Consider the following 19,284-nt stretch of genomic DNA (forward strand, 5'->3'; position numbering starts at 1 on the left):
CGGTCCATGTTTGAAACTCAATCCCTATTTGCTGAGTCGCCGCTGCTGCAAGGCCTCAACGCCGAGCAGCTGGCTGCCGTCACGCTGCCGCCCGAGCCCGCGCTGATCCTGGCTGGCGCCGGCTCCGGCAAGACGCGCGTGCTGACCACGCGCATTGCCTGGCTGCTGCAGACCGGCCAGGTCACGCCGGGCGGCCTGCTGGCCGTGACCTTCACCAACAAGGCGGCCAAGGAGATGCTGACCCGCCTGTCGGCCATGCTGCCGGTCAATGTGCGTGGCATGTGGATCGGCACCTTCCACGGCCTGTGCCATCGGCTGCTGCGCGCGCACTGGAAGCTGGCCAACCTGCCGCAGAGCTTCCAGATCCTCGACATGCAGGACCAGCTCAGCGCGATCAAGCGCCTGTGCAAGCAGCACCAGATCGACGAGGAGCGCTATCCCCCGAAGCAGCTGCAGTGGTTCATCGCCGGCTGCAAGGAGGACGGACTGCGCGCGCACCAGATGAGCCCGCGCGACGAGGATCAGCGGCGCAAGATCGATTTCTACCAGCTCTACGAGGCGCAATGCCAGCGCGAGGGCGTGGTCGACTTCGGCGAGCTGATGCTGCGCTGCTACGAGCTGCTGCGCGACCAGGACGCCGTGCGCGAGCATTACCAGCGGCGCTTTCGCCATATCCTGGTCGACGAGTTCCAGGACACCAACAAGCTGCAATATGCCTGGCTCAAGCTGCTGGCGGGCCATGACGAGAACGGCCGCTTCGTGCCGGCCGGCAACGCCGTGCTCGCGGTCGGTGACGACGATCAGAGCATCTACGCCTTTCGCGGCGCGCGCGTCGGCAACATGGCCGACTTCGTGCGCGAGTTCGAGGTCCAGCACCAGATCAAGCTCGAGCAGAACTACCGCAGCCACGGCAATATCCTGGAAGCGGCCAACCAGCTGATCGAGCACAACAGCGGCCGCCTGGGCAAGAACCTGCGCACCGAGCAGGGCGCGGGCGAGCCGATCCGGGTCTTTGAAGCGGCCAGCGACTTCGCCGAGGCCGACTGGCTGATCGACGAGATCAAGAGCCTGCTGGCCGAAGGCTGGTCGCGCCAGGAGATCGCGCTGCTGTATCGCAGCAACGCGCAAAGCCGGGTTATCGAGACCGCGCTGTTTCGCGCCGGCCTGCCGTACCGCGTCTACGGCGGGCTGCGCTTCTTCGAGCGCGCCGAGATCAAGCATGCGCTGGCCTATCTGCGCCTGCTCGACAACCCGAACGACGACACCAGCTTGCTGCGCGTGGTCAATTTTCCGCCGCGCGGCATTGGCGCGCGTTCGGTCGAGCAGCTGCAGGATGCCGCGCGCGCCCTGGGCTGTTCGCTGCATGATGCGGCCAGCAGCCTGGGCGGCGCAGCCGGCACCAAGCTGTCGGCCTTCGTCGCCAAGATCGATGTGCTGCGCGAGCAGACCGAGGGCCGGACGTTGCGCGAGATCATCGAGCTGGTGCTGCAGCACAGCGGCCTGCTCGAGCATTACCGCGCCGACCGCGAGGGCGCCGACCGGGTCGAGAACCTGGAGGAACTGGTCAACGCGGCCGAAAGCTTCGTGCTGCAGCAGGGATTTGGCCGCGATGCGGTGGCGTTGCCGCTCGACGAGACCGCGCCGGCCGGCCCGGGCCTGACCCAGTCGCCCGCCAGCCAGGGGCTGGACCCGCAGGCGCCAGGCTTCGATGCGGCATCAGCCGTCGGGTCGCTGGGTGCCTGGTCTGTCCAGCCTGACAGCGGCGAGACGCTGAGCCCGCTGGCGGCCTTTCTGACCCATGCGGCGCTCGAGTCCGGCGACAACCAGGCCCAGGCCGGCCAGGACGCGGTCCAGCTGATGACGGTGCATGCGGCCAAGGGGCTCGAGTTCGACGCGGTCTTCATCACCGGACTCGAAGAAGGCCTGTTCCCGCACGAGAACAGCCAGAGCGACCGCGACGGGCTGGAGGAGGAGCGCCGCCTGATGTATGTCGCGATCACGCGCGCCAGGAAGCGTCTCTACCTGAGCCACGCGCAGACTCGCATGCTGCATGGCCAGACCCGCTACAACCTGAGCAGTCGCTTCCTCGACGAACTGCCCGAATCCTGCCTGAAATGGATCAGCCCGAAGCAGGGTGGCTGGGGTACGGGACTCGGGCGCAGCGGGTCCGGTCAGGCTGCGGCTGCGGCGCAGCCGGCCTGGGGCCGCAGCGGGCTCGGTGACTCAGGCCGTGGCGGCAAGGAGGCGGCCTACAGTGGCGCTGGCAGCGTGCCGGCGCAGAAGTCCGCGCCTGCGCACGGCATCCGGGTCGGCATGCAGGTGTTTCACAACAAGTTCGGCGAAGGCAAGGTGTTGACGGTCGAGGGCCAGGGCGACGACGCGCGGGCCCAGGTCAATTTCCCGCGCCATGGAGCCAAGTGGCTGGCGCTGGCGATCGCCAAGCTGACCCCGGTCTGAGTGGCGGGCAGCAGGGGCGGCTGGCTGGATGCCTTGGCCCCGGCCTGACTCAGCGGTAGAACACCTCGACCTGGCCCTTGAGCTTGATCAGCAGTGGGAAGCCCTTGCGGTCGACGGTCTTGCCGGCCGGCACCTTGACCCAGCCTTCGCTGATGCAGTATTCGGCCACGTCGGAGCGGTCCTTGCCGTTGAACAGGATGCCGATGTCATGCTCGAACACGGCGGCTACATGGTGCGGGCTGCGCGGGTCGATCGAGAGGTGGTCGGGCAGGGTGGGGCGGGTATCGCTCATGAGGGGTTTTCCGTGGTTGAAAGCGCAAAGACGCCGATTGTCCCGGATTTGGCCGCACGCCGACGCGGGCTATCATCGAGTCATGGACTTTGAACTACGGGATGCCATTGCCTCCGATACTACCGATGCCGCCGGCATCGCGCTGATCTACAACGATGCGGTCGCCCACGGCACGGCGATCTGGAACGAGCGCCTGGTCGATGCGACCGAGCGCCAGGTCTGGATTAGCGCGCGTCAGGCGGCTGGCTGGCCGGTGCTGGTGGCGGTCGACCCGCAAGGCCGGGTGCTGGGCTACGGCAGCTTTGCCGATTTCCGCGCCTTCGACGGTTACCGGCATACGGTCGAGCATTCGGTCTATGTGCGCGCCGACTGTCGTGGCGCCGGCCTGGGCGCCATCTTGCTGCTGGCGCTGGTCGAGCGTGCCAAAGCCGCCGGCAAGCATGCGATGGTGGCGGCAATCGAGGCTGGCAACCAGGCTTCGCTGCGCCTGCACGCGCGCTGCGGCTTCGAGCCAGCCGGCACGCTCAGGCAGGTCGGCACCAAGTTCGGCCGCTGGCTCGATCTGGCCTTCATGCAGCGCCTGCTCGACGATCGGCCGCCGCGCTGAGGCGACCCGGTCCGCCCCGATCCGATGGCAGGGCGGAGCCTGTGTTACTGCTTCATGATCCAGCGCACCATGCGCCTTGCTTCGCGCTCGCTGATCTGGGCCCGCTCGGAGTCGTCCGGCATCTTGACCTGGCCCCAGTGCGGCCCGCCGGCGGCCATGCTGCCCTGGCGCACCGTGGTGATCAGGGTTTTCTCCGCGTCAGGCTTGTCGCGCCATTGGGCGGCGATCTGCTGGAACGACGGCCCGATGGAGGCCTTGTCCACCGCATGACAGCCCATGCACAGGTATTTCTGCACCAGCTTGTCGCCGGCAGCGCCGGCATGGGCCTGCAGGCCGAAGGCCGATAAAGCCGCAACGGCGGCCAAGGTAAGGATCTTCATGCGACAACTCCTCGATGGATAGCGACCATCGAAACCAGCTTAGGGCGGGCTGTCAGCGCTGTCAACGCGGGCGAGCTCCCGGGAGCTGGTGGGAGCTTGCCAGCGTTTGCGACCCGGGCGCGATCCCTGGCTTCAGGCCACCGGCTGGTCGTCGTCGGTCGTGAAGCTGTCGCGAAAAGTGAAGTAGAAGCTGCTGAAGAACATCGCGGCCAGCGTCAGCGCGGCAGCAAACAGCAGCGAGGCCAGCAGATCCGGGCTGCCCAGCAGGCTGCCGAGCAGCGACAGCACCAGGCCGGTCACCATGAAGACGCCCATCCAGGCCAGCATGAACAGCGTGAGCGCGCCCTTGTTCTGCCAGCAGGCCAGCAGGCTGAAGAACAGGCTCTTGGCCGGGCTGATGCCTTGCCAGTGCACCAGTGCCGGTGCATGCCAGAACAGCAGCGCCAGCGGCAGATACAGCAGCATGCCGACCCACATCGCGCTCTGGAAGGCTTCGCCCAGCACGACTTCCTCCGTCATCTCGGTCGTCCCGAGGTAGATCTGCGCGAACTGGCCGCCGTCGAACAGGGCCGACACGCCCAGCACGGCCATGAAGCCCAGGGCGTAGATCACGCCGAGCATCAGCATTGCGCGCAGCTGTTCGCGTCCGGCGCGAAACGCGCTGGCCAGCAGCGCCGGCATCGGGAACTTGCCGCTGTCGGCTTCGCGCGTGGCGACCATCAGGCCCAGCGTGGTCGCTGGCAGCAGGGCCAGTGCCAGCAGGTTGCCGATCACGGGCAGCGAGCTCAGCAGCGACAGCGCCAGCATGTAGAGCAGGAACAGGCCCGACAGCGCCAGCGGCTGGCGTGCAAAGGTCGTGATGCCCTGCCTGACCCAGAGCAGGCCGGTCTTGGCCGGCACCGGCTTGAGTTTCACAGTTGCTCCAACCGCTCGCGCAGCACGCGCTCGAAATGGGTCGGGTCGTGGGGTTTGAGCATGCTGGCCTCGCGCGGCAGATGCCAGTCCCACAGGCGCGAGATCCAGAAGCGCAGCGCGCCGGCGCGCAGCATGGCCGGCATCAGCTCGCGTTCGGCCGCGGTCAGCGGGCGCACGCTCTCGTAGGCTTCGCGCATGGCGCGCGCGCGCTCGGGCTCCGGGCGGCCGGTTGCGTGGTCGATGCACCAGTCGTTCAGGCAAACCGCGAGGTCGAAGGCGAAGCTGTCGATGCCGGCGAAATAGAAATCGAACAGGCCGCTGAGCTGGCCCTGGTCGAACATCACGTTGTCGCGGAACAGGTCGGCATGGACCGGCCCGCGCGGCAGCGCCTCGTAGCTGGCGCTGGCCGCCACATGGTTCTGGTAGGCCAGCTCGGACTGCAGCAGCGTCGCCTGCTCGGGTGTCAGATGCGGCAGCACCACCGGAACGGTCTCGTTCCACCAGGCCAGGCCGCGCAGATTGGGCTGGCTTTGCGGGTAGTCCTGGCCGGCCAGGTGCATGCGTGCCAGCATGGCGCCGACCTGGGCGCAATGGCTCGGGCCGGGCGCCAGTTCGCTGCGGCCCTTGAGGCGGTTGACGACCGCGGCCGGCTTGTTCTTGAGCTTGTGCAGGATCTCGCCCTTGGCATCGGCGGCCGGATCCGGCACCGGAATGCCCTTGCCGGCCAGATGCTTCATCAGGTGCAGGTAGAACGGCAGCTGCTCGAAGGTCAGGCGCTCGAACAGCGTCAGCACATAGTGATGCGGCTCGCCGTCGCGCAGGGTGCTGACGAAATAGTTGGTGTTCTCGATGCCGCCGGAGCAGCCTTCGATGTCGGTGAGCTGGCCCAGGTTGAGCCGGCTCAGCAGGGTGGCGGCTTCGGTCTTGCTGACTTGGGTGAAAACGGCCATGGGCGGGGTAAGCGTGCTTAGGTGTGCGACAGGGAATGCCGCTGGCGGATGGGGGGCGCGAACGGGTGAGGGGCCGGGGCTCAGAACTTCATCAGGCGCCAGCTGCTCTTGCCGGCGCTGGGCTGGGACTGGTCGAGCGGGCTCGCGTCCAGCGGCTGGACCTGGTAGGACGGCAGGGTGGACTTGGTCTGGACCTCGATGCGTCGGGTCTGGCCACCCACGCGCAGTTCGTCGATGCGGCTGCCCGCGTCCTCGTGGGTGATCGATTCGGCCTTTTGCTCGATCACGGCCTTGCCGTTGTCCTGAGCCAGTTGGGACGGCGCTGCAGCGGGCTGGGCGGCTGCCACGCCAGCCAGGCAGAACAGGAGCAGGGCGAGAAAGGGGTTTCGAGCGGTCGAGCGGTGCATAACCCACGATTGTAGGTCTTGAGCGAGTCAGTGCGCGGGAGTCGGGCGGCTTTCGCCGACAATCCGGGCATGACCGAGACCCAGAAGACCCTGGTGCTGGTGGACGGCTCCAGCTACCTCTACCGCGCCTTCCATGCCATGCCCGACCTGCGCGCCGTCCCCGGCGACCCGAGCAGCCCGCCGACTGGCGCCATCCGCGGCATGATCAACATGATGCAGGCCTTGCAAAAGGAGCAGCCGGGCGACTACACCGTCTGCGTGTTCGACGCCTCGGGCCCGACCTTCCGCGATGCGCTCTATCCCGAATACAAGGCGCATCGCAGCCCGATGCCAGACGACCTGCGCGCGCAGATCGCGCCGATCCACGAGGTGGTGCGGCTGCTGGGCTGGACCGTGCTCGACATCCCCGGCGTCGAGGCCGATGACGTGATCGGCACGCTGGCGCGGACGGCGGCGGCGCAGGGCGTGCGCGTGATCGTTTCGAGCGGCGACAAGGACCTGAGTCAGCTGGTCGATCCGCATGTGACCATCATCGACACCATGAACGGCAAGGTCCGCGACGTGGCCGGCGTGACGGCCGAGTTCGGCGTGCCGCCAGCCTTGATGATCGACTTCCAGACCCTGGTCGGCGATCAGGTCGACAACGTGCCGGGCGTGCCCAAGGTCGGACCCAAGACCGCTGCCAAATGGCTGCTCGAGTACGGCAGTCTCGATGCGCTGCTGGCCCATGCCGACCAGATCAAGGGCGTGGCTGGCCAGAACCTGCGCGACCAGCGCGACTGGCTGCCGACCGGGCGCCAGCTCGTGACGATCAAGACCGACTGCGACCTGAGCGAGTCGTTGCCCGGCTTGCCCTCGCTCGAGGGGCTGGCGCAGCGCGAGCGCGACAACGCCAGCCTGCGCGATTTCTATGAGCGCTACGGCTTCAAGGGTCTGGCGCGCTCGCTCGAGGTTCCGGGCAAGGGTGCCGAGCCCGCTGGCGCAGCGGGCGACTTGCCGGACCGCTCTGCGGCCGTTCGCCGCCAGCCCCGTTCCGTGTCGGCGGCGCCGGCCTTTGGTGCCAGCGGCGACCTGTTCGCCGAGCCGGCGCCGCCGGGCACCGAATCTGCGCCGGCCGATGACGCCACGGCTGCGGCGCAGGCGGCAGAGGCAACCGAGCTGGCCGCGGCAAGCGCGCTGCGCTACGAGACCCTGCTCGACTGGCCGGCCTTCGACGCCTGGCTGGACAGGCTGCAGGCGGCCGAGCTGGTCGCCATCGACACCGAAACGACCTCGCTCGACGCGATGCGGGCCGAGATCGTCGGCATCAGCTTCAGCGTCCAGCCGGGCGAGGCGGCCTATGTGCCGCTGCTGCACGCCGGCCCCGATGCGCCGGTCCAGCTGCCGCGCGACGAGGTGCTGGCCCGCCTCAAGCACTGGCTCGAGGACCCTGCCGCCAGGAAGCTCGGCCAGCATGTCAAGTACGACCGCCATGTGTTTGCCAACCATGGCATCGAGGTGCGCGGCTATGCCCACGACACCATGCTGCAGAGCTATGTGCTCGAGGTCCACAAGCCGCACAACCTGGCCAGCCTGGCCGAGCGCCATCTCGGGCGCAGCGGCATCCATTACGAGGACCTGTGCGGCAAGGGTGCCAAGCAGATCCCGTTCGCGCAGGTCGAGGTGGCCCGGGCCGCCGAGTACTCCTGCGAGGACAGCGACATGACGCTCGAGGTGCACCAGCTGCTCTGGCCGCTGATCGAGGCCGATCAGAAGCTGAGCCGGATCTACCAGCTCGAGATCGATACCAGCGAGGCGCTGTTCCGGGTCGAGCGCAATGGCGTGCTGATCGACGCGCCGACGCTGGCGCGCCAGAGCCATGAACTGGGCCAGCGCATCCTGCAGCTTGAGGCCGAGGCCTACGAGATCGCGGGTCAGCCCTTCAACCTCGCGAGTCCGAAGCAGCTCGGCGAGATCTTCTTCGACAAGCTGGGCCTGCCGGTGATCAAGAAGACCGCGACCGGCGCGCGCAGCACCGACGAGGAGGTGCTGGAGAAACTGGCCGAGGACTACCCGCTGCCGGCCAAGCTGCTGGAACACCGCTCGCTGTCCAAGCTCAAGGGCACCTACACCGACAAGCTCGCCAGCCTGGCGCATCCGCGCACGGGTCGGGTCCATACCCATTACGCGCAGGCGGTGGCCGTGACCGGGCGCCTGAGCAGCAACGAGCCCAATCTGCAGAACATCCCGATCCGCACGCCCGAGGGCCGGCGCGTGCGCGAGGCCTTCGTCGCGCCGCCGGGCCGGCTGATTGCGAGCGCCGACTACTCGCAGATCGAGCTGCGCATCATGGCGCACCTGAGCGGCGACGCGGCACTGCTGAAGGCCTTTGCCGAGGGACTCGACGTGCACCGTGCGACCGCAGCCGAGATCTTCGGCCTGGCGCCGGCCGAGGTCAGCAGCGAGCAGCGGCGCTATGCCAAGGTCATCAACTTCGGCCTGATCTACGGCATGAGCGGCTTCGGCCTGGCCAAGGCGCTGGGCATCGACAATGCGGCGGCCAAGAACTACATCGAGCGCTATTTCCTGCGCTTTTCCGGCGTGCGCGACTACATGGACCAGACCAAGGCGCAGGCCAAGGCGCAGGGCTATGTCGAGACCGTGTTCGGCCGCCGGCTCTACCTGCCCGAGATCAACAGCCCGAACGGCCCGCGCCGCGCCGCCGCCGAGCGCGCCGCGATCAACGCGCCGATGCAGGGCACGGCGGCCGACCTGATCAAGCTGAGTATGGTGGCGGTCCAGGCCGCGATCGATGCCCAGGGGTTGGGCACGCGGATCATCATGCAGGTGCATGACGAACTGGTGTTCGAGCTGCCCGAGTCCGAGCTCGACTGGGTCCGGACCGAGGTGCCGCGCCTGATGGCAGGCGTAGCCGAGCTCAAGGTGCCGCTGCTGGCCGAGGTTGGCGTCGGTGCCAACTGGGAGCAGGCGCACTGAGCCGGGTCGCCGCACGGCGAGCTGTCCCGGTTCTGCGCCCGCTATCGGCCCCGGTTATCGCGTTTTTTCCCGTAGCAGATGCAGGACTCCCGGGATGCGACTATCATGGCTGACAGAAATGACATCCGATCAAGAGGTACAAGAATGACAGTCGAAGACACCGTTGCCGGACCCACGCGCGTGATGCTGGTTGCGCTCCCCCTGATGTCCTGGGGGCTTGAGCGTCTGCTTGAGGGTGATCATGGCCGCTGGTCGGTGGTGGGCGTGGTCGAGAGCGCGGCCGAGGGCGTGCTGCGCATGGAGCAGATCGAGCCCGACGTGATCGTGTTCGACCTCGATGGCGAGGAGGGTACCGAGTCGCTGGCCCATCTGCAGGCCCAGACCACGGCCAAGATCCTGGCCTTGACGAGTTCGCGCGATCCGGCGCTGCAAGACAGCGCCGTGCTGGTCGGCGCGCGCGGCGTGGTCGGCAAGTACGAGGCCCCGGTTGTGCTGCTGCGCGCGCTCGAAAAGATCCACAACGGCGAGATGTGGATCGAGCGCAGCGCGACCAGCCGGATCTTCCTCGAGCTCTCGCGGCACCAGGACGGACGCTGGCGCAGCTCGCGCCGGGCCTCGGTCAGCGTGCTGACGCCGAAGGAAAAGCTGACGGTCGAGGCCCTGGCCTCGGATGCCGCGGCACCGGGCAAGGTGATCGCGCAGCGCCTCAACATCAGCGAGCACACGCTGCGCAACCACCTGACCTCGATCTATCGCAAGCTCTCGGTCTCGAACCGGGCCGAGTTGCATGCCTACGTGAACCGGCACGGGCTTGAGCGCCTGGGCTGAGGGCCTGACTGATCAGCAGGCGCGACCAGACTGGCGAGCGGATCGCGCGCGCCTGATGCGATGCCTGTCTTGACGCCTGGGTCCGGCGTTCAGCCCTGCAGGGCCGAACCCAGCTTGGCGCGGTACCACTCGTGGAAATGCTGCATGCCGTCTTCCATCGGGCTCTGGTAGGGTCCGACCTCGTTGTCGCCGCGCAGCAGCAGGGCCTTGCGCCCGGCGTCCATGCGCTCGCCAATCTCGTCGTCCTCGATGCAGGTTTCCATGTAGGCGGCGCGCTGGGCGTCGACGAAGTCGCGCTCGAAGGCGGCGATCTCTTCCGGGTAGTAGAACTCGACCCGGTTCAACGTCTTGTCGACGCTGATCGGATGCAGGGTCGAAACCGTCAGCACATGCGGGTACCACTCGACCATGATGTGCGGGTAGTAGGTCAGCCAGACCGCGCCCTGCTCGGGCAGTTCGCCGTCGCGGTAGGCCATCAGTTGCTGATGCCATTTCTGGTAGACCGGACTGCCGGCGCCCTTGAGCAGGTTCTGCACGCCCACGGTCTGGACCGAGTATTCGGGCTTGAACTCCCACTTGAGGTCGTCGCAGGTCACGAAGTTGCCGAGTCCGGGATGGAACGGCACGACATGGTAGTCCTCGAGGTAGACCTCGATGAAGGTCTTCCAGTTGTAGTTGCACTCGTGCAGCTCGACATGGTCGAGCACCATGCCCTCGAAGCTCAGCGTGCTGGCCGGGCCCATGCCGGCGAGGTCGGCGGCGATGTCGCGGCCGTTGTCCTCGAACAGCATGCCGTTCCATTCGCGCAACGGGTAGCGCTGCAGGTTCAGGCAGGGGTCCTGCGCAAAGTGCGGCGCGCCGATCAGCTCGCCGAGCTGGCCCATGGCAGAGCCGCCGCTGTAGGTCCAGCGGTGCAGTGGGCAGACGATGTTGCCAGCGGCACTGCCGTTGCGGTGCTGGCCCAGATTGCCGCGCCCCTTGAGCATGACGGCCTGGCGGTGCCGGCAGACGTTGCTGACGAGCTCGACGCCTTTTTCGGTCCGTACCAGGGCGCGACCTTCGCCCTCATGAGGCAGGGCGTAGTAGTCGCCCAGGTTGGGCACGGCATTGATATGCCCCACATAGCGGGGCCCGCGCTGGAAGATGGTCTCCATCTCGCGCTGGAACAGCGCTGGGTCAAAATAGCTGGAAACCGGAAATTGGCTTGCGGCCTGCTGGAACTGAAGACTTAAATCAGACATGAAGGTCCTGACCTAGAGACTCCCCCTATTAAGGGGCAGGGAAGCGCTTTGATCGTTGAACGAATGAGCGCGGGAAGGTTTTACAACTCCTGATGAGCTGGAAAGGGGCGCTTATTGTACCCCCTGGGGCCGATCTGTGCCGGCAAGACCGGTCCGCGTCCCGGCCTTTGGGCTGCAGGCCCTAAAATCATAGTTTTGATTTTTCGTCGCCTGCGGCAAACGCCGCAGCGGCTCCAGCCATGGCCTCTATCCTTGCGCACCGGGAGATCTCTTGTTCACTGACCACCCGCCGCTCCGGCTCGACCCTTACGCCAGCGAGGTCGGCATGAGCGCGCCGTCCGCCGATTTCAGCAGTTGGAGCCAGGCGCGTCTGGCCGAGGTCGAGCAGCTGCTCGAGCAGTGGGTGCCGGCTGCGGCGCCGGCGGGTCTGGGGGCTGCGATGCGCTATGCCGTGCTCGATGGCGGCAAGCGCCTGCGGCCGCTGCTGGTGCTGGCGACCGCCGAGGCGGTCGGCGGCGTGCTGCCACCGCTGGGCAGCGCGGCCTGGCGCGCCGCCTGCGCGCTCGAGCTGATCCACGCCTATTCACTGGTGCATGACGACCTGCCCTGCATGGATAATGATGTGCTGCGCCGCGGCAAGCCGACGCTGCATGTGCAGTTCGGCGAGGCGCCTGCGCTGCTCGCGGGCGACGCCTTGCAGGCGCTGGCGTTCGAGGTCCTGCTGCCCGAAGATCAGTCGGTCGAGCCGGCGCTGGCGGCCCGGCTTTGCCGTCAGCTCGCGCGCGCCGCGGGTTGGGACGGCATGGCCGGTGGCCAGGCGATCGATCTCGCCGGCGTCGGCCAGCAGCTCGACCAGGCCAGCCTGGAGGACATGCACCGCCGCAAGACCGGCGCGTTGCTGCTGGCCAGCGTCGAAATGGGCGGCGCTGCTGCCGGTGCCAGCGCGGCCCAGCTGGCGGCCATGGCCCGCTATGGGCGCGCGCTCGGTCTGGCCTTCCAGGTAGTGGACGATATCCTCGATGTCACTGCCGATTCGGCCACCCTGGGCAAGACCGCCGGCAAGGATGCCGCGGCCGACAAGCCTACCTTCGTCTCGCTGCTCGGCCTGGCCGCGGCCCAGGCCTACGCCGACGATCTGCTGGCGCAGGCGCATCAGGCGCTCGACCAGGTCGGCCTGCGCCAGGCGGCCTATCTGCATGCGATTGCCGACTGGGTCGTGCGCCGCAGTCACTGACCCCCAGCCTTCGCGCTTTCTGCCGACCCTCGCTACTCGAGAACCCCGAACAATGACCGGTTTGCTGTCCACCATCGATTCCCCGGCCGATCTGCGCCGACTGACGCGCGCGCAACTGCCCGCGCTGGCGACCGAGCTGCGCGATTTCCTGCTGCACAGCGTGGCGCGCACCGGCGGTCATCTGAGCTCCAACCTCGGCACGGTCGAGCTGACCCTCGCGCTGCACTATGTCTTCAACACGCCCGAGGACCGCATCGTCTGGGACGTCGGACATCAGACCTATCCGCACAAGATCCTGACCGGCCGGCGCGAGCGCATGGGCAGCTTGCGCCAGCAGGGTGGCATCAGTGGCTTTCCGCTGCGCAGCGAGAGCGAGTTTGATGCCTTTGGCACTGCGCATTCGTCGACCAGCATCTCGGCCGCGCTCGGCATGGCGATGGCAGCGCACCAGAAGGGCGAGGACCGGCAGGCGATCGCCGTCATCGGTGACGGCGCGATGACCGCCGGCATGGCCTTCGAGGCGCTCAACAACGCCGGCGTGCTCGACGGCAAACTCTTGGTGATACTGAACGACAACGACATGTCGATCAGCCCGCCGGTAGGGGCGCTGAACCGCTACCTGGCCCAGCTCATGAGCGGGCGCTTCTATTCGGCGGCCAAGCAGGTCGGCAAGCAGGTGCTGGCCAAGGCGCCGCATCTGTTCGAGCTCGCCAAGCGCCTCGAGGAGCAGGCCAAGGGCCTGGTGGTGCCGGCTACCTTGTTCGAGAAGTTCGGCTTCAACTACATCGGCCCGATCGACGGCCACGACCTCGAGTCGCTGATCCCGACGCTGGAGAACATCAAGCTGCTCGAAGGCCCGCAGTTCCTGCATGTGGTGACCAAGAAGGGCCGTGGCTACGACCTGGCCGAGGCCGATCCGGTGGCCTACCACGGCCCGGGCAAGTTCGATCCCAAGGTCGGTCTGCAGCAGCCGGCCACCGCCCCGAAGCCGACCTTCAGCCAGGTGTTTGGCCGCTGGCTGTGCGACATGGCGGCGCATGACCAGCGCCTGGTCGGCATCACGCCGGCGATGCGCGAGGGCTCGGGCATGGTCGAGTTCCACCAGCGCTTCCCCGACCGCTACTACGATGTCGGCATCGCCGAGCAGCATGCGGTCACCTTTGCCGCCGGCCTGGCCTGCGAGGGCATCAAGCCGGTGGTCGCGATCTATTCGACCTTCCTGCAGCGTGCCTACGACCAGCTGGTGCATGACGTCGCGCTGCAGAAGCTGCCGATGGTGCTGGCGCTGGACCGTGCCGGCCTGGTCGGTGCCGACGGCCCGACCCATGCCGGCGCCTACGACATCCCGTTTTTGCGCTGCATTCCGAACGTCAGCATCGCCTGTCCGGCAGACGAGGCCGAGTGCTATCGCCTGCTGTCGACCGCTTATGCCCAGGATCATGCGGTCGCGGTGCGCTATCCGCGCGGCAGCGGAGTCGGTGCCGAGTTGCCCACCGGCCCCGAGGCTCTGCAGGGACTGCCGTTTGGCAAGGGTGAGCTGCGCCGTCAGGGTCAGCGCGTCGCGATCCTGGCTTTCGGTACCCTGCTGCAGCCCGCGCTGGTCGCCGCCGAGGCGCTCGACGCCACGGTCGTCAACATGCGCTGGGCCAAGCCGCTCGACCTCGAGCTGCTGCTCGAGGTCGCGCGCAGCCACGAGTTGATCGTGACGGTCGAGGAGGGCGCGATTGCCGGTGGCGCGGGCTCCGCCGTGCTCGAGGCCCTGCAGGCCGCACGCCTGCCGTTGCCGGTGCTGCAGCTGGGACTGCCGGATCGCTTCATCGAGCATGGCGACCATGGCAAGCTGTTGAGCGGGCTGGGTCTGGACGCCGCTGGCATCGAGCGCAGCGTGCAAGCCTGGCTGGCACCGGCTGCAGTGGTGCAGGGCGAGGCATCTTGAGGCGCCGCGGAGTCCTGGGGCACGCCGGCCTGGCCGGTATCCTGGCCAGCGGCTGCGCGCCGGCGGTACTGGCCCAGCCGGTCATACGCTGGCGCCTCGCGACGGCCTGCCACCATTCGCTCGATGCCGTCTACAGCGGCACCGAGCAGTTCGCACGCCAGCTCGGCCAGCTGTCGGGCGGGCGGTTGCAAGTCACGCTGCTGCCGGTCGATGATCCGGTTGCGCCGCTGAGCCTGCTCGAAGCGCTGCAGGCCGGCGAGATTGATGCGCTGCACGCGGTGCCGAGTCATTTCGTCGGCATCGACGAATGCTTTGCACTCGACAGCGCCGTTCCGTTTGGCCTCAATAGCCGGCAGATGAACACTTGGCAGCTCGAAGGCAACGGCCTCAAGCTGCTGCGCGATTTCTATGCCCAGTACCAGATCGTCAATTTCCCGATGGGCAATTCCGGCGCCCAGATGGGGGGCTGGTTCCGGCGCGAACTCGAGTCACCGGCCGATCTGAGCGAGCTGCGCATGCAGATGGGGGGACTGGGCGCGCGCGTGCTGCAGTCGCTGGGCGCCTTGCCGCAGCAGCTGCCGATGAGCGAATTGGTCGGCGCGCTCGAGCGTGGCCAGCTCGACGCGGTCGAGTGGGTCGGACCGCATGACGACCGCAAGCTCGGCCTGAGCCGGGTTGCGCGCTACTACTATTACCCGGGCTGGTGGGAGGGCAGTGCCCAGCTCAGCCTGTATTGCAACGCCAAGGCCTGGCGTGCCTTGCCGCCGGATCTAAAGGGCATGTTCGAGCTGGCAGCCCAGTCGGTCCATGCCGGCATACAGGCGCGCTACGATGTGCTCAATCCGATCGCGCTCAAGCAGGTGGTGGCCGCCGGTGTGCGGGTCAAGGCCTTTCCCAAGCCGGTGCTCGATGCCGCCTTCAAGGCCTCGAATGCCCTCTGTGCCGACCTGTCGCGCCGCAACCCGGCCTGGCGCCGCATCTATGCCGACTATTCGGCCTTCCGGCGCGAGCAGAATCTCTGGCACCGGCTACCCGAAGCCCATTTCGACCGCTATCTGCAGTCGGTCCGGCTTTAAGTCAGGCTATTTCATCCTATTTCCATGCAAATCGACGTCAAGATCCTCGACCCGCGGCTCGCGCAGCAGCCGCCCGCCTACGCTACGCCCGGCAGCGCCGGCCTCGACCTGCGAGCCTGCCTCGAGCAGCCGCTGCGGCTCGAACCCAATGCCTGGCAGCTGGTGCCGACCGGCATGGCAATTCACCTGGCCGATCCCGGCTACGCGGCACTGATCCTGCCGCGCTCGGGCCTGGGCCACAAGCATGGCATCGTGCTGGGCAACCTGGTGGGCCTGATCGACAGCGACTACCAGGGCCAGCTGATGGTCAGCGCCTGGAACCGCAGCGAAGTGGCGTTCACGATCGAGCCGATGGATCGGATTGCCCAGCTCGTGATCGTGCCGGTACTGCAGGCAAAGTTCAATATCGTCGACGATTTCGCTGCTGCGACCGAGCGTGGCGCCGGCGGTTACGGCTCGACTGGCCGCGGCTGAGCGTCCTGGTTTCCTGCTCTTTGGTCCCGGGCCCTCAAGCCCGGGAACCGCAGGCCGGCTTCAGTGCAGGGTCTGGCCGTCGCCGTTGACCGGCACCGCATCACCCGAGTGCCCGCCGCCGAGGCGGAAGAAACCCGTGCCCAGCGTGCCCTGGCCGATCTCCTCGACGTAAGCCTCGCGCACGGCATGCACCGTCAGTTGCAGCCGCAGCGCGATGCCAGCCAGTGGGTGGTTGGCATCGAGCACGACATGCTCGGGATAGATCTCGCTGACGAAATAGACCTGGTCGCGCGGCGCGTCCGGGTTGCAGCCGGGCGGCAAGCCTTCGAACACCATGCCCTCCTCGAGCTCGGCCGGGAAGGCTGCGCGCGGCTCCAGGAACAGCTTGCGGTCATCGAAATCACCGAAGGCATCTTCGGGCTCGAGCTGCAGTTCGAGCTCGGCGCCGGCCTCGAGGCCTTGCAGTTGCGCTTCGATCTTGGCCAGCAGATCATCGCCGCCGAGCAGGAACTCGACCGGCTCGTCGAGTTCGTCGAGGATTTCGCCCAGGGTGTCTTTGAGCGTCCAGGTCAGCGACACGACGCATTGTGGAGTGATTTTCATCGGACAATTGTCCCATGACCGAAGTCCAATTTCCCCTGCCCCCCGCCCCGGATCAGCCGCTCGCCTTGCTCGGCGGCCTGACTCCGGCCCAGTTCATGCGCCGTCACTGGCAAAAGAAGCCCCTGCTGGTCAAGGGCGCCTTGCCTGGTTTCCAGCCCCTGCTGTCGCGCCCCGAGCTGTTCGCGCTGTCCGGCCAGGAGGAGGTCGAGTCGCGCCTGGTGGTGCAAAAGCCCGGCGCGGGCTGGACGCTCCAGCATGGGCCGTTCGCCAAGTCGGCCTTCCCGGCCTTCAAGCAGTCGCACTGGACGCTGCTGGTGCAGGGTGTGGACCTGCACCATGACGGCGCGCACGCGCTGATGCAGCAGTTCCGTTTCCTGCCCGATGCACGGCTGGACGACCTGATGATTTCCTGGGCCAGCGAGGGCGGCGGCGTCGGCCCGCATTTCGACAGCTACGACGTGTTCCTGATCCAGGCCCAGGGCAAGCGCCGCTGGCGCATCGGCCGCCAGAAGGACCTGAGCCTTGAGGAGGGCATGCCGCTCAAGATCCTGAGCCATTTCGAGGCCGAGGAGGAGTATGTCTGCGAGCCCGGCGACATGCTCTACCTGCCGCCCAAATGGGCCCATGACGGCGTGGCGGTCGAAGGCGAGTGCATGACCTACTCGGTGGGCTTCCGGGTGCCGCAGCGCGGCGGACTGGCGGGCGAGATCGCGCAGCGCCTGGCTGACGACCACGAGGACGAGACGCTCTACCGCGATCCGGACCAGCCCGCCACCCAGCAGCCAGGTCGCATTCCTGCCGGCCTGCAGGCGTTCACGGCCGATGCGCTCAAGCGCCTGCTCGAGCAGCCCGAAGACATGGCGCGCGCGCTCGGCGAGGTCATGACCGAACCCAAGCCCAAGGTCTGGTTCGAGGAGCCCGAGGGCGACTGGCTGCCTGGCGCGATCTGGCTCGATCGGCGCAGCCGCATGATGTATGACGAGCATCACATCTTCATCAACGGCGAGGCCTACCGCGCCGGTGGCAAGGATGCCGAGCTGATGCGCCGCCTGGCCGACGAGCGGCGCCTGGATGCGCGTGCGGTGCGTGGCGCGAGCAAGGGTGCCAAGGCGCTGCTGGATGAGTGGTTCGTGGCTGGCTGGCTGCACATACAGCAAACTTGAGCGGCTTGCCTGACTGATCCGGTCTGTTGTTGACAATTCGCTACAAAAAAAAGCCTATCAGGGTTATCCCTCCTGGGTTTTGGCTTTATCATTGATAATGAACTTAAGCGCTGGCGAGAAATCGTCAGCGTGGCGCAAGTTACACCGGTTGTCGTTTCAGGATGGTGACGCCGGATGCTTCCAATGATCGTCCTGACAAATTTTTTTGGACCGAAAGATGAACAAGACTCTCGTTATCGCTGCTCTGATGGCTGCTGCTGCTCTGTCCGCTTGCGGCAAGAAGGAAGAAGCTGCTGCTCCGGCACCGGCACCCGCTGTTGAAGCTCCGGCTGCTGCTCCGGCCGCTCCGGCTGAAGCCGCTGCTCCGGCTGCCGCTCCGGCCGCTGACGCTGCTGCTGCTGCTCCGGCTGCTGCTCCTGCCGTCGAAGAGAAGAAGTAATTTCTTCGCCTCAGGCAAGAAAACCGCCGCAAGGCGGTTTTTTTACGCCTGTCCTGCTGCGTCCCTGCAAGTTCTTTCGCCTCCCGACCGGCGCTCCCAGCCGCTGCTGGCTTGTGCAGCAAAAAAAACGGCCCCACGCAGGGGCCGTTGTCATTCAGGCGTCAGGCCTTACTTGAGGTCGTTGGCCAGCAGTTGCAGGATCTTGCCGGCGGTAGCGGATGTATCGGCCTTGCCTTGGGCGTCGAGCACCGAGACCTGGCTCTGGGTCGCATCGTTGCCGACCTTGATCCGGTAGCGCTGCGGCGTGATTTCCTGCGTCTTGGCGCCGAACAGGCCGGACAGGAAGCCGGGCTTGCCGTCCTTCGTTGCGCTGTCGCTCGGCAGATAGCGCACGAAGTAGATGCCCTGGGTGCGGTCGCGGTCCTCGACCGTGAAGCCGGTGCGGTCCAGCGCCAGGCCGACGCGGCGCCAGGCGCGGTCGAAGCCTTCGGCCAACTGCAGGGTCGGCACGCCGTTGACGTTGACAGTCCTGGCGGCCTGGGGCTGGGTGCTGGTTGTCAGCACGGCCTTGGCCTGTTCGGGTGAGGTGCCGAGCTTGAGCATCAGACGGCGCAGGAATTCGGCTTCGAGTTCAGGGTCGGACGGACGCGGCTGCCAGGCAGTCGATTCCTTCTTGTCGCTGGTGTAGACCTCCTGCATGCCGCGATGGCTGATGTAGATCTCGCTGCCACCCTGGGCGTTGCGCTCGATGCGGGTGCGGAACTTGTCGCGCTCGCCGCTCGAATACAGGTTGTCGAAGACCTTGCCTATGGTCTGGCGAATGAAGTCCTGCGGGATCTTGGCGCGGTTTTCGTTCCACTCGGTTTCCATGATGCCGAGCTTTTCCTGCTCGAGGGCCAGGTTGAAGCCGCTTTCCTGCCAGAACTCGCGCAGCGGCTCCCAGAGCTTTTCCGGCGCCCGGTCGATCACCAGCCAACGCTGGCTGCCGGCGCGCTCGATGCGCAGCTTGGAATCGGACGGGACGACGGCGACAGAAGCGACCGGCTGGGCTTGCGCCTGCTGCTGCATGCTCGAAGCCGTGACCGAGGCGCCGGGCACCAGATAGCGCGAGTCGCGGCTGAGCTGGGTCAGGTCGGGCGGCACCTCGAGGTTGCTGACCTTCTTGGCGCTGCGGTAATCGACCTTGCCTTCTTCGAGCACCGAGCAGCCGATGGCGCCGATGGCGGTCAGACCGATCAGGGTCCAGCGGGCGCAGGCGAGGGCGGAGCGGGGGGCGATGGTAAGCGTTGTCGGCTTCTTGATCATG

General features: G+C 66.9%; 18 protein-coding genes. 10 read left to right on the plus strand and 8 right to left on the minus strand.

Features of this window, described 5'->3' with window-relative positions; translation table 11 throughout:
* The first annotated feature begins 6 nt into the window (after positions 1 to 6).
* Positions 7 to 2,457, plus strand: a complete 2,451-nt coding sequence (locus C6P61_RS08420; protein WP_105729488.1) for a UvrD-helicase domain-containing protein — start codon at positions 7 to 9, stop codon at positions 2,455 to 2,457.
* A gap of 49 nt (positions 2,458 to 2,506) precedes the next feature.
* On the opposite strand, the gene C6P61_RS08425 is transcribed toward C6P61_RS08420, so the two are convergent.
* A complete protein-coding gene (locus C6P61_RS08425) occupies positions 2,507 to 2,749 on the minus strand; it encodes a DUF3297 family protein (protein ID WP_105729489.1) in 243 nt (80 codons plus the stop codon).
* Positions 2,750 to 2,831: 82 nt separating this feature from the next.
* Between C6P61_RS08425 and C6P61_RS08430 the strand changes: the two genes are divergently transcribed.
* Complete coding sequence (locus tag C6P61_RS08430; RefSeq protein ID WP_105729490.1) at positions 2,832 to 3,356, plus strand: GNAT family N-acetyltransferase; 525 nt, start codon at positions 2,832 to 2,834, stop codon at positions 3,354 to 3,356.
* A gap of 44 nt (positions 3,357 to 3,400) precedes the next feature.
* Here the strand turns inward: C6P61_RS08430 and C6P61_RS08435 are convergent, their stop codons facing one another.
* The 4 genes from C6P61_RS08435 to C6P61_RS08450 form a co-directional block, all read right to left on the minus strand.
* Positions 3,401 to 3,736 (minus strand): c-type cytochrome, encoded by a 336-nt coding sequence (locus C6P61_RS08435; protein WP_105729491.1) that lies wholly within the window; start codon positions 3,734 to 3,736, stop codon positions 3,401 to 3,403.
* A gap of 132 nt (positions 3,737 to 3,868) precedes the next feature.
* Positions 3,869 to 4,651, minus strand: a complete 783-nt coding sequence (locus C6P61_RS08440) for a BPSS1780 family membrane protein (protein ID WP_105729492.1) — start codon at positions 4,649 to 4,651, stop codon at positions 3,869 to 3,871.
* Positions 4,648 to 5,601: a homoserine kinase gene (locus tag C6P61_RS08445; protein WP_105729493.1), complete on the minus strand. Its 954-nt coding sequence runs from the start codon at positions 5,599 to 5,601 to the stop codon at positions 4,648 to 4,650. The genes C6P61_RS08440 and C6P61_RS08445 overlap by 4 nt, the downstream gene beginning before the upstream one ends.
* A gap of 80 nt (positions 5,602 to 5,681) precedes the next feature.
* On the minus strand, positions 5,682 to 6,008 hold the full coding sequence (locus C6P61_RS08450) for a hypothetical protein (RefSeq protein WP_105729494.1): 327 nt from the start codon (positions 6,006 to 6,008) through the stop codon (positions 5,682 to 5,684).
* Positions 6,009 to 6,077: 69 nt separating this feature from the next.
* On the opposite strand from C6P61_RS08450, the gene polA reads away from it, so the two are divergent.
* Together polA and C6P61_RS08460 are read left to right on the plus strand one after the other, a co-directional pair.
* Positions 6,078 to 8,984 (plus strand): DNA polymerase I, encoded by a 2,907-nt coding sequence (gene polA, locus C6P61_RS08455; protein WP_105729495.1) that lies wholly within the window; start codon positions 6,078 to 6,080, stop codon positions 8,982 to 8,984.
* Positions 8,985 to 9,128: 144 nt separating this feature from the next.
* On the plus strand, positions 9,129 to 9,812 hold the full coding sequence (locus C6P61_RS08460) for a LuxR C-terminal-related transcriptional regulator (RefSeq protein WP_202428019.1): 684 nt from the start codon (positions 9,129 to 9,131) through the stop codon (positions 9,810 to 9,812).
* An 89-nt stretch (positions 9,813 to 9,901) separates the two neighbouring features.
* On the opposite strand, the gene C6P61_RS08465 is transcribed toward C6P61_RS08460, so the two are convergent.
* Entirely contained in the window at positions 9,902 to 11,053 is a 1,152-nt protein-coding gene (locus C6P61_RS08465) for an aromatic ring-hydroxylating oxygenase subunit alpha (protein WP_105729496.1), read from the minus strand.
* Between the two features lie 325 nt (positions 11,054 to 11,378).
* Between C6P61_RS08465 and C6P61_RS08470 the strand changes: the two genes are divergently transcribed.
* Genes C6P61_RS08470 through dut form a run of 4 tightly spaced genes read left to right on the plus strand, consistent with a single transcriptional unit; the run spans position 11,379 to position 15,773 of the window.
* Positions 11,379 to 12,287 (plus strand): polyprenyl synthetase family protein, encoded by a 909-nt coding sequence (locus C6P61_RS08470; protein ID WP_105729513.1) that lies wholly within the window; start codon positions 11,379 to 11,381, stop codon positions 12,285 to 12,287.
* A gap of 52 nt (positions 12,288 to 12,339) precedes the next feature.
* On the plus strand, positions 12,340 to 14,223 hold the full coding sequence (dxs, locus tag C6P61_RS08475; RefSeq protein ID WP_105729497.1) for a 1-deoxy-D-xylulose-5-phosphate synthase: 1,884 nt from the start codon (positions 12,340 to 12,342) through the stop codon (positions 14,221 to 14,223).
* Positions 14,220 to 15,299, plus strand: coding sequence for a TRAP transporter substrate-binding protein (locus C6P61_RS08480; protein ID WP_105729498.1), 1,080 nt, complete (start codon positions 14,220 to 14,222; stop codon positions 15,297 to 15,299). The genes dxs and C6P61_RS08480 overlap by 4 nt, the downstream gene beginning before the upstream one ends.
* A gap of 24 nt (positions 15,300 to 15,323) precedes the next feature.
* Complete coding sequence (dut, locus tag C6P61_RS08485) at positions 15,324 to 15,773, plus strand: dUTP diphosphatase (protein ID WP_105729499.1); 450 nt, start codon at positions 15,324 to 15,326, stop codon at positions 15,771 to 15,773.
* A gap of 60 nt (positions 15,774 to 15,833) precedes the next feature.
* Here dut and C6P61_RS08490 read toward each other — a convergent pair whose 3' ends face one another.
* The gene (locus C6P61_RS08490; protein WP_105729500.1) at positions 15,834 to 16,376 is read right to left on the minus strand and encodes an FKBP-type peptidyl-prolyl cis-trans isomerase; all 543 of its coding nucleotides are present in this window, start codon (positions 16,374 to 16,376) and stop codon (positions 15,834 to 15,836) included.
* 14 nt (positions 16,377 to 16,390) lie between these two features.
* Between C6P61_RS08490 and C6P61_RS08495 the strand changes: the two genes are divergently transcribed.
* Together C6P61_RS08495 and C6P61_RS08500 are read left to right on the plus strand one after the other, a co-directional pair.
* Positions 16,391 to 17,539, plus strand: a complete 1,149-nt coding sequence (locus tag C6P61_RS08495; protein WP_105729501.1) for a cupin domain-containing protein — start codon at positions 16,391 to 16,393, stop codon at positions 17,537 to 17,539.
* 217 nt (positions 17,540 to 17,756) lie between these two features.
* The gene (locus C6P61_RS08500) at positions 17,757 to 17,978 is read left to right on the plus strand and encodes a hypothetical protein (protein WP_105729502.1); all 222 of its coding nucleotides are present in this window, start codon (positions 17,757 to 17,759) and stop codon (positions 17,976 to 17,978) included.
* Positions 17,979 to 18,146: 168 nt separating this feature from the next.
* Here the strand turns inward: C6P61_RS08500 and bamC are convergent, their stop codons facing one another.
* Positions 18,147 to 19,283, minus strand: a complete 1,137-nt coding sequence (gene bamC / locus C6P61_RS08505) for an outer membrane protein assembly factor BamC (RefSeq protein WP_105729503.1) — start codon at positions 19,281 to 19,283, stop codon at positions 18,147 to 18,149.
* Position 19,284: the final 1 nt, after the last annotated feature.

It is taken from the genome of Malikia spinosa, from assembly GCF_002980625.1.
Lineage (GTDB): Bacteria > Pseudomonadota > Gammaproteobacteria > Burkholderiales > Burkholderiaceae_C > Malikia > Malikia spinosa.

What these genes read in the sequence shown, in the direction of transcription:
- polA (WP_105729495.1), top strand. Translation starts at nt 6,078, where the DNA reads ATGACCGAGACCCAGAAGACCCTGGTGCTGGTGGACGGCTCCAGCTAC.
- C6P61_RS08425 (WP_105729489.1), bottom strand. Translation starts at nt 2,749, where the DNA reads ATGAGCGATACCCGCCCCACCCTGCCCGACCACCTCTCGATCGACCCG.
- C6P61_RS08495 (WP_105729501.1), top strand. Translation starts at nt 16,391, where the DNA reads ATGACCGAAGTCCAATTTCCCCTGCCCCCCGCCCCGGATCAGCCGCTC.
- C6P61_RS08435 (WP_105729491.1), bottom strand. Translation starts at nt 3,736, where the DNA reads ATGAAGATCCTTACCTTGGCCGCCGTTGCGGCTTTATCGGCCTTCGGC.
- C6P61_RS08490 (WP_105729500.1), bottom strand. Translation starts at nt 16,376, where the DNA reads ATGAAAATCACTCCACAATGCGTCGTGTCGCTGACCTGGACGCTCAAA.
- C6P61_RS08500 (WP_105729502.1), top strand. Translation starts at nt 17,757, where the DNA reads ATGAACAAGACTCTCGTTATCGCTGCTCTGATGGCTGCTGCTGCTCTG.
- dut (WP_105729499.1), top strand. Translation starts at nt 15,324, where the DNA reads ATGCAAATCGACGTCAAGATCCTCGACCCGCGGCTCGCGCAGCAGCCG.
- C6P61_RS08445 (WP_105729493.1), bottom strand. Translation starts at nt 5,601, where the DNA reads ATGGCCGTTTTCACCCAAGTCAGCAAGACCGAAGCCGCCACCCTGCTG.
- bamC (WP_105729503.1), bottom strand. Translation starts at nt 19,283, where the DNA reads ATGATCAAGAAGCCGACAACGCTTACCATCGCCCCCCGCTCCGCCCTC.
- C6P61_RS08450 (WP_105729494.1), bottom strand. Translation starts at nt 6,008, where the DNA reads ATGCACCGCTCGACCGCTCGAAACCCCTTTCTCGCCCTGCTCCTGTTC.
- C6P61_RS08470 (WP_105729513.1), top strand. Translation starts at nt 11,379, where the DNA reads ATGAGCGCGCCGTCCGCCGATTTCAGCAGTTGGAGCCAGGCGCGTCTG.
- C6P61_RS08460 (WP_202428019.1), top strand. Translation starts at nt 9,129, where the DNA reads ATGACAGTCGAAGACACCGTTGCCGGACCCACGCGCGTGATGCTGGTT.
- C6P61_RS08420 (WP_105729488.1), top strand. Translation starts at nt 7, where the DNA reads ATGTTTGAAACTCAATCCCTATTTGCTGAGTCGCCGCTGCTGCAAGGC.
- C6P61_RS08430 (WP_105729490.1), top strand. Translation starts at nt 2,832, where the DNA reads ATGGACTTTGAACTACGGGATGCCATTGCCTCCGATACTACCGATGCC.
- C6P61_RS08465 (WP_105729496.1), bottom strand. Translation starts at nt 11,053, where the DNA reads ATGTCTGATTTAAGTCTTCAGTTCCAGCAGGCCGCAAGCCAATTTCCG.
- dxs (WP_105729497.1), top strand. Translation starts at nt 12,340, where the DNA reads ATGACCGGTTTGCTGTCCACCATCGATTCCCCGGCCGATCTGCGCCGA.